Here is a 13,779-nt window from a genome sequence, read left to right on the forward strand (position 1 = left end):
GCGATCGCACGACTCGGCGGGGCAGTTGAAGTGAACGGCTCGGACGCGTACAACAACGGCAACAGGGCCTCCGGGAACCGCTCGGAAGGGGGTCGCACCCCCGAGCTACCAGGAGGCCCTGCCTTCATGGCGTACGGGCGGAAGATCACCCATCCAGCTGCACCACGACAGCCTCCGGCCCCTCCCTACCCAAACGACTCCGGGTGCAACGCAACCTGCATCCCTCCAGGAGGCATCTCGGGCCACCCCCGCAACTGCTGCTGATATTCCGAATACACCTCCAGCGCCGCGCGCGGTTTTCTCCGCACTCTCCCTCGCACAACGGCCCCACCAAGTGCCGGTTCACATGTTCTCCGGGCCTGTCCAGTCAATGGCTGATCTTGGTTGTTGAGGTGTCAGTTGCTGCTGGTGGAGGTGCCCTGTCCCTAGACCGGCGATCTGAAGGGCTTTCAGCTGCGCCTTCCAGCGCGTCGTCCAGCGGCGGCGACTTGTCGGGTCCAGGCGCGTCAGCGCCATAGAGACGCACGTCAGCGTAGTGCTCTCCGAAGGGAAGTGACCGCGGGCCCCCTGACAGCCTTGCGGATCCGTGCGTTTTGGCACCCACCTGAGCGTCTTAGAGGTCGTTCTCTTTCCGAACCTCTTGTGTCACTTTTGCTGCCCCGGCGGGCGGCGGTGGTGCAAGACGATGTTGGCGCTGGGCGGCCAAGCGGCGGCTCATGAGCATGGTCATCGACCACACGATGACGCTCTCGCTGGTGTCGGTGCGTCGTTCGTAGTCACGGACCAGACGCCGACTGCCCAACCTGTCCCCCCTCAGGTCAGCAACCCAACTTCTGCAAGATCTAATGAGACAGGACAGAATCCCTTCATCGTGAGCTTGTAGGTCAGCACCTTGTACTCCCACTGTGCGGACATATGCCGGTCTCCCTTCGGGTCGTGCATTCCGGAGCGTTCTCTTGTTCTCCTGGCCTCATCAGGGCGTGCCGGTCGGGCTAGCTGCTGCCCGGTCCGCCCAGGTGCCGGGCGAGGAAATGGTCTGCCGCGCGGTACATGTCGATGTTGTTCTCCGGGTTCACGAAGCCGTGGCCTTCGTTCTCCTTGACCATGTACTCGACTTCGAGGCCGCGGGCGCGCAGCGTGTCGACGATCTGGTCGGACTCGGCCTTGACGACACGGGGGTCGTTGGCGCCCTGGACCACCATCAGCGGCGTGCGGATGTCGTCGACCCGGCTGAGGGGTGAACGGGCCCACAGGTCCGCCTCCTGCTCGGGGTCATCGGGGTTCCCGGCGTACAGGTACCAGTTGTTGACCAGGTAGGGCTTGACGAACTCCGGTACGTTCCGCAGATAGGTGACGAGGTTGGAGGGGCCGCAGAAGTCGATCGCGGCGGCGAAGACGCCGGGGGTGAAGGAGACGCCGACCAGGGTGGCGTAGCCGCCGTACGAGCCGCCGAAGATCGCGACGCGGTCCGGGTCCGCGTATCCCTGCTCGACGGCCCAGTGGACGGCGTCGATGAGGTCGTCGTGCATCGCGCCGCTCAACTCCCCGATGCCCGCCTTGAGGAACGCCTTGCCGTAACCGGTCGAGCCGCGGAAGTTGACCTGTAGCACCGCGTACCCGCGGTTGGCGAGGAGCTGGGCGCTGGGATCGAACCCCCAGCTGTCCCGGTGCCAGGGCCCGCCGTGGACGAGCAGGATCAGAGGCAGCCGCGCGGGCCGCGCCCCCACGGGCAGCGTCAGGTAGGAGGGAAGCTCCAGTCCGTCGCGCGCGGGGATCGTGACCGGTGTCATGGGGGCGAGGACTTCGGGGTCCAGATGCGGGTAGGGCCTGAAGAGCATACGGCTCTGCCTGGTGGTGTGGTCGTAGAGGTAGGTGACACCGGGGTCGCGGTCGTGGTTGAAGCTGACGACCCACCGCTGCCCGCTCACGTCCGACGACAGGGCCAGCAGGTCGCCGTGGGACAGCTTCTCCAGGTTCTCCAGGACCGCTGCGAAGTCGGGGTCCAGGGGCCGGATCACCTGCCGCTCTCCGAGGTAGCGCACCCCCATCAGCTCCCCGGTGCGCCGGTCGCAGATGAGCGGCGAGGGCAGCGTGGGGAAGACCGCGGAACGCGGGTCGAGGTCGAAGAGCGGATGGCTGTCGACCTCGGTCTCCGCGCCGGTGGCCAGGTCGAGCCGCACCACTCGGGTCCGGTCACTGTCGCGGCTGGAGCCGATCCACGCACCGGTGCCGTCCGGGGTGAGCTGGAACGGCTGGATGTCCAGCGGGTAGTCGGAGCCGTCGAACGTGATGACCGGCCGCATCGTCCCTGCGCCGGGGTCCCACTGCGACAGCTCGATGTCGCCGTCGGCTGTCAGCCCGTGGGCGTACAGCTTGCCGTCGGGCGTGTGCAGCAGACCGCCGATATGGCCTGGGTTCTGCGCCAGCACTGTCAATTCGCCGGTGGCGATGTCGAGTTCGTAGAGGTCGAACTCGAGGGGGTTGCGGTGGTTCAGGTGCAGGGTCGCCTTGCCCGGCCGGGCGACGCTCGTCTCGAAACCGACGGCCCTGGCCCCGGGGAAGGGGGTGAGGTCGACCGCCTTGGCATCAGGATCGTCCAGGTCTACCCGGTAGATGTGGTAGTTCTCGTCGCCGCCGCCGTCCTGCTCGTACAGCAGCCAGCGCGGAACGTCGGTCCAGTGGTAGCGGAGCACGCTGCGGTTGTCGTCGGCGGTGACGCAGCGCGCTTCCTCGTCTGAATCGACGCTCTCCACCCATACGTTGAGGCGCTCCCGCCACGGAGCCAGGTAGGCGATCCTGGTTCCGTCGGGCGAGATCATTGCGCTGGCACGGACGGGAGAGCCGAAGAATTCCTCAACGGTGAGGTGCGGGACCTCGTGTGGAATAGCGGGCATGGGAAGACTCCTTCGGGTTTCGTCTGGTTCAGTCCCGCATGTTCTTGAGGCTCGGCGTCTCAGGCGACGGGGTCGCCGATGGCTCCGCCGGTGGCAGTGTGGATCGCCTGTGCGTAACGCCGGGCGAGGGCCGGCACGTCCTCGAACTCCGTCAGGTCGGAACCGGCGAGGATGGCCGCGCCGATGTGCTCGTCGAGGATCCGCACCACCGAGGCTGCCGACGCCGCGTACAGCCGCACCTCCAGATCATCGGCCGGGCGCTCAAGACGGCCACTGATGATCGCGCTTAGCTCTCGTTCCGTCTGGTCGCAGGCCATCAGCCACGCCGTGCGCAGTGCGGGCTCGGTGTCGGCGAGACGGATCATCTTCATCGCGAGCATCTCGTCGGCAAGGTCGACGGGCGGCTTCTCTTGACCGAGTCGGGTCAGCGCCGTCACCAGATGCTCCGTAAGGGAAACCTCCCGTGGCCAGGCGTGCAGCATGCTCAGGAGCGTGCCGACGCCCTGCATCACGATCGGCTCGGCGCAGCTCTCCTTACTGCGAAAGTGCCGCCAGAGGGTGCGGGTCGACAGGCCCACGGCCTCCGCGATCTGATCACCGCGGGTCGCGGCCACTCCCTGCTCCCAGAACAGCCGCGCCGCCTCCCTGGAGATCTCAAGGCGCAGCCGTGCACGTCGCTGCTCGCTCATCCCTCCCCCACTGCGCTTGTTCGTCACCGTTGGGCCGACTCTTTTCTTACACATGTCTTCAAACGACAATACATCACTAAGTGACACTCTAGGCGAGCGGCCCGACCGCAGCGGATACCGCCGAACACGTTCCGGGTGATCGGCTGCGTTTCCGAAACATCGGAACGACAACAGCCACTAAGTGACGTCTCGTGCCAGCTCGCCGGTGCGGGCGGAGGCCGGGGAGCCACCGTCTCCGCCGCTGCTCACGGCCGTGTCCTCCGCGAGTTGCTGTGTGCCGTTGGTGGTCCTGAGCGGCTTCTCGCGGACGAACAGGACGACGATCAGTGCCAGCAGCGCGAACGGCGTTGCCCAGAGGAAGAGTTCGGCGGTGGCGGAGGCGTACGCGTGCTCTACGAGCGAGCGTACGGGGGCGGGCAGGGCGGTCACGTCGGGGACGCCGTGTCCGACGGCGGCACCCTCGGACGTACCGCTCGCCCCCGTACCGCCCGTTCCCGTACCGCCGCTGTCCAGCTCGGCGGCGGCCCGGTGGGCGAGGACCGCTCCGAGTACGGCGGTCCCTACGGTGCCGCCCATGCTGCGGAAGAAGGACAGTACGGAGGTCGTGCTGCCCAGGTCGGCGGCGCGTACGTCGTTCTGTGCGGCGAGCACCAGGTTCTGCGTCAGCATGCCGACGCCGGACCCGAGGACGACCATGCAGAGGCTCAGCAGGCCGAAGGACGTATCGGCGTCGATGGTGGCCAGCAGCGCGAGGCCGGTGGTCATCAGGGCGGCGCCCGCGACGAGGTACCGCTTCCACCTGCCGGTCGCGCTGACGAGGTGCCCGGAGACGGTGGAGGCGACGAGCACGCCCAGGACCAGGGGCAGGCTCATCAGGCCCGCCGCGGTCGGGGACTCGCCCATGGCCACCTGGAAGAACTGGGACAGGAACACGGTGCCGCCGAACAGACCGACACCGACCAGCAGCGACGCCACGGTGGTCAGCGCCACGGTGCGGTTGCGGAAGAGGCCCAGCGGGACGATCGGTTCGGGCGCGCGGGCCTCGACGCGGAGCGCCGTACCCAGCAGCAGGGTGCTGCTACCGGTCAGCGCGGCCGTCTGCCAGGACAGCCAGTCGAACCGGTTGCCGGCCAGCGAGACCCAGATGAGCAGCGCGCTCACGCCCGCCACGATCAGGAAGGCGCCCAGGTAATCGACCTTCACCTCGCGGCGGCTGGCCGGCAGGTCGAGGGTGCGCTGCAACAGGGCGATCGCCAGCAGGGCGAAGGGCACGCCGATGAAGAAGCACCAGCGCCAGCCCAGCCAGGACGTGTCCACCAGCACCCCGCCGATCAGCGGTCCGGCCACGGTGGCGCTGGAGAGGACGGCGCCGAAGAGGCCGTTGTACCTGCCGCGCCCGCGCGGCGGGATCACCGCCGCCAGCACGACCTGCGTCAGGGTGGTCAACCCGCCCGCGCCGACGCCCTGTACGACGCGGCTGACGATCAGCAGCCCCACACCCTGCGAGAAACCCGCCAGCAGCGAGCCGACCGTGAACAGGACCAGGGACGACTGCACGAGCAGCTTCTTGTCGTAGAGGTCGGAGAGCTTGCCCCAGAGCGGCACGGTCGCCGTCATGGCCAGCAGTTCCCCGGTGATGACCCAGGTGTACGAGGACTGGTCGGCCCCCAGCTCGGCGGTGATCCGCGGGAGCGCGTTGGAGACGATCGTGCCGGCGAGGATCGCGACGAACAGGCCGACCAGCAGACCGGACACCGTCTGGAGCACTTGCCGGCGACTCATCGTCCCCGCGGGTGCGTTCACCGGTGTCACCGGCGGTTCGTTCGTGGGTTTCACTGCGTCTTCCCTTCTCAGGACTCGGGACTCGGGGGCGCGGCCACCGGAGGGTGCAGGAAACGGCCCCGGGCGGTGCACGGAAACGGCACCGGTTGGTGTGCGACCCGTAGGGGGATCGGATGGGCTCGGCGGGTGCGCTCGGGGGAGCACCCGCCGTGACGCGATGCGCCGTGCCGGACGGGCCGGTGGGCGGTCCGTCCGGCACGCGGAGGGTGAGCGGTGGAGGCGGGGCGCCGGTCAGGAGTGGCGGGCGGGCAGCAGGCCGACGGCCTTGAGGCGCTTGTCCGAGGCGCGGGCGGCCCAGGCGACGACGAGGAGGCCGACGGCCAGCAGCGGGTAGCCCATGGCGATCTTGGCCCAGCCCAGCGACTCGACCTGGTCGGTGTCGTACAGCCACTTCTGAACGAAGAACCGGGCGGCGAAGATTGCGGTGAGCAGGAGGGTGGCGATGTCGTAGTAGAGCCGCGAGAGCCTGTCGGCGCGCCAGACGGTGCCCTTGCCGGTGGCCGAGTTCCAGATCAGACCGGTCAGTGGCCAACGGGCCAGCACGGAGACGAGGAAGAGGAGGGCACCGCCCAGGCTCGCCCAGATGCCGATGAGGAAGAAGTCCTTGGCGGAACCCGTGTACCAGGTGACCCCGGCCGCGACCGCGACGCCGAACACGCCGCCGAGCGCCGGCTGGAGTGACTCCTTGCGCATCAGCCGCTCGATCGCGATGCCTATCGCCATGGCGATGGCGGCGATGATCGCCACCTTGAGGCCGCGGACGTTGTTGGCGACGACGAAGGTCACGACGGGCAGCACCGAGTACGCCATCCCCCTGGGCCCGCCGGCCTGGTCGAGGACCGAAGGCTTCTTGCGGTGCCCCGCCGCCTGGTCTGCCGTCTGGCCCGCCGCCTGGTTCCCTTGCGCGGGGGCCATGTGCGGGTTGGGCGATGTCTGCTGGGAGTTCCAGGTGCTGTTCATGATGATCAACTCTCCGGGTGCGTCTGGGGACGAGTCGTGACCCTCGCTGTCGTCACTAAATGACACTCTGGCATTTAGTGACGAGACTTGGCTACCTCTTGAGGTGTGATCTGGGTCATACGAGGCTGGCGGCCCCGGCGAGCGACCGTCCGACGGCCCCGACTCATCCGGCCCGTCCACATACCGCAGCCCGTCCGGCGTTTGAGGGTCAGGGGCGACCACGGCGAGTGGCCGACCCTGGCGCGCGGTCCGGCGCACGTACGTCGTGGCCGAGAGCGTCCTCGAACGCTGGACGGGCTTGGGGGGGGTGGCGCGCACGGAACCGCCGGTGACACCGGTGAACGCACCCGCGGGGACGATGAGTCGCCGGCAAGTGCTCCAGACGGTGTCCGGTCTGCTGGTCGGTCTGTTCGTCGCGATCCTCGCCGGCACGATCGTCTCCAACGCGCTCCCGCGGATCACCGCCGAGCTGGGGGCCGACCAGTCCTCGTACACCTGGGTCATCACCGGGGAACTGCTGGCCATGACGGCGACCGTGCCGCTCTGGGGCAAGCTCTCCGACCTCTACGACAAGAAGCTGCTCGTGCAGTCGTGATGACTGCTCGTATCCCTGGCCTGGCAGGAGCGCCCCGCGTGCCGGAGGACCCCATAGCTCACAGCGAACTCGCCGCTCTCACACGGCGGTTCGAAGAGGTCGCGGAGAAGACCGACCGCGAGTTCGGGATCATCAAGAGCGACCTGACGGCGGTGCGTCTCCAGGTCGGGAAGCTCGATCAGAAGGTGGACCGGCTGGAAGGCCGCCCCGAGGAGCTCGGGCAGAAGTTGGACCGGAACCAGGCGCAGATCGTGGAGCTGCTCAGAAGCTGTGTCAGAACCGGTGATCTGTGGCGCTCCGTGACTCGTGTACCGGTTGGTGGAGCCGGGTGCCGCAGGTCAACACGGGGGTGTCGTGGTGTCGGCGGCATACCGGGGGACTGTCGGTGCGATGTCGGTGGGGTCTGGCACCTTTCGAGAGGTCCTCTTCCTCAGCCGAGTTCATGGAGCGCACATGACTATCACTGTCCGACCGGGAAGCACCGTGATGTTCACCGGCGATTCGATCACCGACTGCCAACGACTGGAGAGCGAAGACGGTCTCGGGTTCGGCTACCCGCTGCGCGTCGCGGGCGAATGGGGGCTTAGGCACCCGGACCGGCCCGTGACCTGGCTGAACACCGGGATCGGGGGCCACAAGGTGATGGACCTCGAAGCCCGCTGGCAGACAGACGTACTCGACGCACGCCCGGACGTGGTGTCGATCCTCGTCGGTGTCAACGACATGGGCTGGCACACGCTGGACCCGAAGGGGTACGTGATCCCTGCGGAGGAGTTCGAAGCGGGCTATGACCGCCTGCTCGCACCCCTCACCGAGGCGGGCACGAAGCTGATCCTCATCGAGCCGTTCCTCCTGCCGATCCACGGAGTCATCAAGGCCGGCGCCGGTCACGCGCTCATCGGAGACGACGAGCGAAAGGAATGGCGCACCGACCTGGACCCGAAGATCCAGGTCGTGCGCAAGCTCGCCCGCAAGTACGGCGCGCATCTGCTCGCCGCCGACGACATGTTCGCCGAGCTCGCCGCGACGACCGGGCCGGAGTACTGGGCTGCGGACGGCGTGCACCCGACGCCGGCCGGTCACGCCGCACTCGCGGCGGCCTGGCTGCGCCTGGTCGCATGACAGCTCGGCCGCAGTGCCCCAGGCGGGGGCTGGCTAGCGGGCGGTCCCTCACATGTGGAGCTCCGCTCCTGGGCACTCGCGATTTTACTGAGGAATGAAGCGGAGCCACTCTGAGGCGGAGCCGATCACGGGGTGGCTGAATTCAAGGAACCCCGTCACTATCGGCGCACACCACGGAGCGTCACAAGTCACCGGTTCTGACACAGCTTCTCACGCGGCTGGCCGGCCAGGACCCGAACGCCAGCTGAACGCGTTCCTCGCCAGGACAGGGCCCGAACCCCGGCCGCCGGGACTCGGGCCTTCTTCCGTGCCGGCTGCCACTGCGCTGCGCGCGGGTGGTCACGGCGGGCCGTGACCAGGCCGTGCCACCGCCCGGGCTCGGTTACGACGCCGGGCGCTTCCTCGAGGTCTTCTTCGCCGCTGCTTTCTTCCCGCTGGCGCTCGTCTTCTTCGCCGCGGTCTTCTTCGCGGCCTTCTTCTTCGGCACCGCCCGTTGCTCGCTGATCTCGTGCACGTCAGCCTCGTCGCCGGTGTCCTCGCCGCGGCTCTTCTCGGCGGCGCGCACGCTGTCCTGGAGGGCGGCCATGAGGTCGACGACCTTGCCCTTGGGTTCGCGTCAAGTGCCGCGCGACGACAGCCCTCACAAACGGGCGGGAGCCCTGCTACGTACAACCACCTTCTCGACGAGCAGGTAGAGGACCACAGGGCCGACATCACCCGTCTGACGGCACGGCCTGTTCGGCTCCGGAGCGCCGCGTGACGGGAGACCCCTACATCTGGCCAGGGCACGTACTCCTTGCCCATGCGGGGCGTCCCTGAAGTAACCGGGACGCTTCGGGCTGCTAGGTTCTGTCTCTTTGGTCAGCGTCGGGTCCAGCGGACGCGGAATGCGCGCAGCGTGGTCACGGCCGGGATCGTGTTCGTCTTCGGGCTGGTCGGAGTCACGGGACGGGCGCGGGAGCGGCGGCGGGGTCCCGTTCCGTGTCCGGTGCCCGTCCGTCCAGTCGGCGGAGTCTCCCCCGGATTTCTTCGGCGTCCAGATGGTCGAACTCCTCGAAGACCGCGAGCGCCTGCCGCCAGCTGGCGCGGGCCGCCTCCGGGTCACCCGCGGCCAGGAGGGCGTCGCCGAGGTGGCCAAGGGTCTCGCCCTCGTTCCAGCGGTTGCCGCCGGCCCGGTACGCCGTGAGCGCCCGGCGGTAGTCGTCGATCGCGTCGTCGTAGCGGTGGAGCCGGTGGTGGATGGTGCCGAGGGTGTCGAGTGTGACGCCTTCGCCCCAGCGGTTGCCGCTGGCTCGCAGGACGGTCAGCGCCTGCTCCACGTGGTCGATGGCCTCGTCGAAGCGGCCGAGCCGCTCGTAGGCCTCGCCCAGCATGGCCAGGGCGAGGCCCTCCCACAAGGCGTTGTGGAGAGCCCGGGCGAGGGCCAGCGCGCGGCGGAAGTATTCGGTGGCCTTGCCGGGTCGGCCGAGCTGAAGGTAGGCATTGCCCAGGGCGCTTAGGGCAACGGACCCGCCGTACGTCTCCCCGAGCTCCCGGCAAAGGGCCGTTGCCGTTTGGAGATGGTCGATGGCCTCGTCGAAGCGGCGCACCATCGTCAGGGCGATCCCCACGTCGGTGTGGCTCGATGCCTCGCCCGCGGGATCGTAGGCGGCGCGGACGGCGTCCAGTGCGGTCCCGGCAGTGTCGAGCCAGTCGTGCAGATGGCCGCGGAGCCAGAAGAACTCCGACATGGTGACGGCCAGTCGCCAGGCGAGGTCCGGGCGGGACGCGGCGGCCTGGTGCACCGCGGCGACCAGGTTGGGGCGTTCTACGTCACACCACGTGAGGGCCATGTCGTGTGCGGTGAACGCCTGGGGGTGGCAGCCGGGGGGTGGTGTTCCGAGGGGGATCCGGCGGCAGCGATGAGGGATGAGGTGGGCGTAGGCGCCGTCGGTGGTATGCAGGTACCAGCACAGCAGCCGCTCGGTGGCCCGGTCCCGCTCCTGCGGTGTCTCTTCCGCTACGACGCGTTCCGCGGCGTGGACATGCAGGAGGTCGTGCAGGGTGTAGCGGCCCGGTGCGTGCTCGGTGAGCAGGTGGGCGCGGGTGAGTTCCCGGAGCAGGTCGCGGGTCTCGCCCAGGGGCAGTCCGGTGAGGGCGGCCGCGGCGGGTTGGGAGATGTCCGGGCCCGAGTGGAGGCCCAGCAGGCGGAACAGCCGGGCGGCTGGGGCGGACAGGGCCTCGTACGAGGAGGAGAAGACGGCTCGTACGTCCGCGGTGAGCTCGCCTCCGGCGAAGGCGTCGAGGCTGTCCCGGCCGTCGCGCAGTTCCTTGGCGATGGCTTCGAGCGGGAAACCGGGGCGGGTGGCGGCACGAGCTGCGGCGACGGCGAGGGCCAGCGGCAGCCGGGCGCAGCGCGCGATGATCTCGTCCATCGCCTCAGGTTCCGCGTTCGGCCGTGCGGTACCGACCCGGCGCACCAGGAAGTCATGAGCCTCGGCCGACGTCAGCGGGTTCAGCATCAGCGGACGCGCCCCCTCCTTGACGATGAGGCCGGTGAGCTGGTTGCGGCTGGTGACGATGACCAGGCATCCGGGGGAGCCCGGCAGCAGGGGACGGACCTGCTCGATATCGCGGGCATTGTCCAGGAGGATCAGCACCCGCCGGTCGGCGAGCAGGCTACGATACAGCGCCGCCTGGGCCTCGGGGGATGCGGGTATGCGCTGCGAGGGAACGCCCAGCGCGTTGAGGAAGACGCGGATGGCCTCCCCGTGTGCCATGGCCGGACCGGTCGGGTCGAAACCGCGCAGGTTGAGGTAGAGCTGCCCGTCGGGGTAGCGGTGGGCGATCCGGTGAGCCCAGTGCACGGCCAGGGTGGTCTTGCCAACACCCGCCATCCCGCCGATCGTGCTGATCAGCACCGTGGCCGGAGGCGTTCCGTTTTCGGACAACAGGGCCTCGGCCTGCCGCAGTTCGGCGTGACGGCCTGTGAAGGTAAGCAGATCGGCGGGTAGCTGTGCCGGGGAGGTCCCGTGCCCGGCGGCCGGTGGCGCCCACGACTCGGTACCCCTCTCCGGCGGGGAGGAATCCAGTGACGCGTCGGCCTCGAGGATGCGATTGTGCAGCTCCTGTAGCGGCGCGCCGGGTTCGATGCCCAGTTCGTCCACCAGGGTGCGCCGCGTCCTGCGGTAGGCCGCCAGTGCCTCGGCCTGCCGCCCGGACCGGTACAGCGCCAGCATGAGAAGCCGGCACAGCCGCTCCCGCAGTGGGTGCTCGCCGGTCAGCGCGGTCAGCTCGGCGATCACCTCACTGTGGCGCCCGAGCTGGACCTCGGTGTCCAGACGGGCTTCCAGCGTGGTCAGCCGCTCCTCGGACAGCCGGGAACGCTCGGCCTCGGCCAGCGGACCGGGGAGGCCCGCCAGCGGCGTCCCCTCCCACTCGTCGAGCGCGGCGCGCAGCAGCTCCGCGGCGGCCGACACCTCACCCGCGGCGCGCAGCCTCTTCGCCTCGCCGACCCGCTGCTCGAACACGCCCAGGTCCACGGAGTGTTCCGGGACACGGACCAGATACCCGTCCGCCGCCGAGACGACCACCCGCGGGGGCTCACCGGCGTCACGCGCCGGTTCCAGCACCTTGCGCAGCCGCGACGCATAAGTGCGCAGCACGGATACGGCCGCGGGCGCGGGCTCGTCGCCCCACACCGCGTCGACGAGCTCGGCGACCGTGACGGGACGCCCGCGGCGCAGGAGCAGCACTGCCAGCACCACTCTTTGCTGCGGCGAGCCCAGGTCCAGTTCACGTTCACCGAGCCAGGCCCTGACCGGCCCCAGCACCGCGAAGCGCAGGGATTTCTCGCAGGCCGCGTTCATAGACCCGCCGGCGCTTTCTCCCGCGCGGTCAGTGTGCCTCCGACCGTGACCGGGCTGCTTGTCATGAGCCCATCGCCCGCGGCCGCGGCGCGGTCCCGCGGCTCGTGGTACTGCCGCACCGGCCGCAAGCCCCTGCCGGCGAGCGCGACGGTCCATCGGACGCTCCACGCCATGATCAACGCTCCTTGTGGTCCTGATGCGCCGACGCGGACGCGCCGACGGCCAACCAGTCACATCTGTGCCCCTGCGGCACAGCCAACGCCGATACGTCGCCGCCCGGATTGTCCTTCTTCGAGTGCGGCAGTACGGAGTCGTCGTCGCCGAGCTTCACGGCCGGGTACGAGGTGACCCAGCATGGCTCGGCGCCCGCGTTCGACGCGGTGATCAGCAGGTGGTCGCCCTGCTGCCCGGCGAGCCGGTGCACCGCGGTCACCCGAATCCCGTCGCCGCGGCACTGCTGGACGTCGGCCGTCGCGTCCTTCCTCGCGACCTCGTCCGACCCGCCCGAGCCGGTCGTCGAGCGCGCGCCCTCCTTGGTCACCGCCGCTGTTGGCCTGCTCCGAGCCGCCCTTGTCGTCCCCGTCGGACGCCGACCGGCTCTGCGCGGCACCAGCGGCGACATCGCCGCCCGCCGCCTTCGAGTCGCCGTCGGCACCGCCGCAGGCGGTCAGGCCCAGCGCCGGCGCGGCGGTGACGGCGGCCAGGGTGACGGTACGAATCCGGGAAGTGCGCATGCTCGGGTTCTCGTTTGCGTTTCGTGCGGGAGGGTCCTTTGACCGCTCTCGCGGTGTGGACACCAATTTTCCCGGGGCCACTGACGTTCTGGAAACGTCTCACTCACGTCCCGCAAACACACCGCGTGCGAACGAGTGAGGCCGAGGCGTAGGTGGCCTGGAGTTCCGCACCGTGGACCTGGGTCCGCGCGCCGCACCGGACAGTCTCATCTGCCTTATGGCCACCTCCCGGTGGGTGATGTCCTGGCCGCGAACGGCCCACGCCCTCACCCACGCGGGCCATCCCCCAGAGCCGTGCCAGACGCCCGCGGTCCCGGCCCGACGACCTACTATGCGTCCGACGGAACAGCCGAGTGGCGTCGGACGGTCCGAGGACCTGGGTGGTGATCGCGACCGGTGACTGGGCGACCGAGCACGTCTCCGTCGGCGGACACTCCCGCTTCGCGGGTGGCGGCACTGCGGTCAGCCCAAGGCGGAGTGTGTCCTGGGCCCGAGCTGAGGACGAAGGGGAACACCCGTCTACGGGCCCGGTTCGCCGAGGTGGACTGCCCGATCCTGCCCGGACCGTGCCGCGCGAAGGCCCTCGTAGCGGAGCTACCTGGGCTTTCGCACGGTGCGGCGACGCGTCGCGGCGCGCCGGGCGTCGCGACGCCGCGGAGATCCGTCAGAAGAGCCCTAGGCCGCGGACGACGCCTTCATAACTCCAGCGCAGCCGATCGCTGCGGGCTCGCGCGCTTCCGCCGGAGAACCGGCGTGTCGGGCAACAAGCTGCCCTGCTGAGCCGGGACACGTTGGTTGTCACCTGGCCACGCATTCTGGAACCAAGATCAACGATCAGAGCGCGGGCGAGTAGTCGCCGCAGGTCGGCGCGATGGCCGTGGTGCCAGAACCTCTGTCCAGAACCCTGCTGGTTCCAACAAGGCTGTCCCATCGGTGCCAACAATCGTGGCCCGTCGATCGGGAACTCCTGGTCGGCCGGGCCCCGTGGTTCCAACTAGCGTGTCCCGGCACAGCGGGGCAGAGGTCGCCTTGCTCACCTGCGTGGTTTACGCAAGCCCGGGGCCGGCGGCGCTGGTGATGATCATGGACCTCCAA

The 13,779-nt window shown here is 69.2% G+C and carries 8 protein-coding genes and 2 pseudogenes; 2 read left to right on the forward strand and 8 right to left on the reverse strand.

The features are described 5' to 3' along the window. Positions 1-342: 342 nt before the first annotated feature. From ACJX2R_RS11385 to ACJX2R_RS11405, 5 genes and pseudogenes are all read right to left on the reverse strand, one after another. A pseudogene (locus tag ACJX2R_RS11385) lies at positions 343-593 on the reverse strand (hypothetical protein); the annotation flags it as partial. A gap of 399 nt (positions 594-992) precedes the next feature. Continuing rightward, entirely contained in the window at positions 993-2,894 is a 1,902-nt protein-coding gene (locus ACJX2R_RS11390) for an alpha/beta fold hydrolase (RefSeq protein WP_413099991.1), read from the reverse strand. Positions 2,895-2,953: 59 nt separating this feature from the next. After that, a complete protein-coding gene (locus tag ACJX2R_RS11395) occupies positions 2,954-3,583 on the reverse strand; it encodes a TetR/AcrR family transcriptional regulator (protein ID WP_413099992.1) in 630 nt (209 codons plus the stop codon). Between the two features lie 177 nt (positions 3,584-3,760). Continuing rightward, positions 3,761-5,365, reverse strand: a complete 1,605-nt coding sequence (locus tag ACJX2R_RS11400) for an MDR family MFS transporter (RefSeq protein WP_413099993.1) — start codon at positions 5,363-5,365, stop codon at positions 3,761-3,763. A gap of 291 nt (positions 5,366-5,656) precedes the next feature. Next, positions 5,657-6,340, reverse strand: a complete 684-nt coding sequence (locus tag ACJX2R_RS11405; protein WP_413105824.1) for a DUF3159 domain-containing protein — start codon at positions 6,338-6,340, stop codon at positions 5,657-5,659. A gap of 403 nt (positions 6,341-6,743) precedes the next feature. Between ACJX2R_RS11405 and ACJX2R_RS11410 the strand changes: the two are divergent. Both ACJX2R_RS11410 and ACJX2R_RS11415 read left to right on the forward strand, forming a co-directional pair. Further along, positions 6,744-6,974: pseudogene (locus tag ACJX2R_RS11410) on the forward strand (MFS transporter); the annotation flags it as partial. Positions 6,975-7,466: 492 nt separating this feature from the next. Beyond that, the gene (locus tag ACJX2R_RS11415) at positions 7,467-8,102 is read left to right on the forward strand and encodes a GDSL-type esterase/lipase family protein (protein ID WP_413099994.1); all 636 of its coding nucleotides are present in this window, start codon (positions 7,467-7,469) and stop codon (positions 8,100-8,102) included. Positions 8,103-8,484: 382 nt separating this feature from the next. Here ACJX2R_RS11415 and ACJX2R_RS11420 read toward each other — a convergent pair whose 3' ends face one another. The 3 genes from ACJX2R_RS11420 to ACJX2R_RS11430 form a co-directional block, all read right to left on the reverse strand. Next, entirely contained in the window at positions 8,485-8,688 is a 204-nt protein-coding gene (locus ACJX2R_RS11420; RefSeq protein ID WP_413099995.1) for a hypothetical protein, read from the reverse strand. 355 nt (positions 8,689-9,043) lie between these two features. Beyond that, positions 9,044-11,950, reverse strand: a complete 2,907-nt coding sequence (locus ACJX2R_RS11425; RefSeq protein ID WP_413099996.1) for an AfsR/SARP family transcriptional regulator — start codon at positions 11,948-11,950, stop codon at positions 9,044-9,046. A 175-nt stretch (positions 11,951-12,125) separates the two neighbouring features. Continuing rightward, a complete protein-coding gene (locus ACJX2R_RS11430) occupies positions 12,126-12,491 on the reverse strand; it encodes a DUF4232 domain-containing protein (protein ID WP_413099997.1) in 366 nt (121 codons plus the stop codon). Between the last annotated feature and the right edge of the window lie 1,288 nt (positions 12,492-13,779).

It is taken from the genome of Streptomyces sp. Inha503, from assembly GCF_047215865.1.
GTDB lineage: Bacteria > Actinomycetota > Actinomycetes > Streptomycetales > Streptomycetaceae > Streptomyces > Streptomyces lycopersici.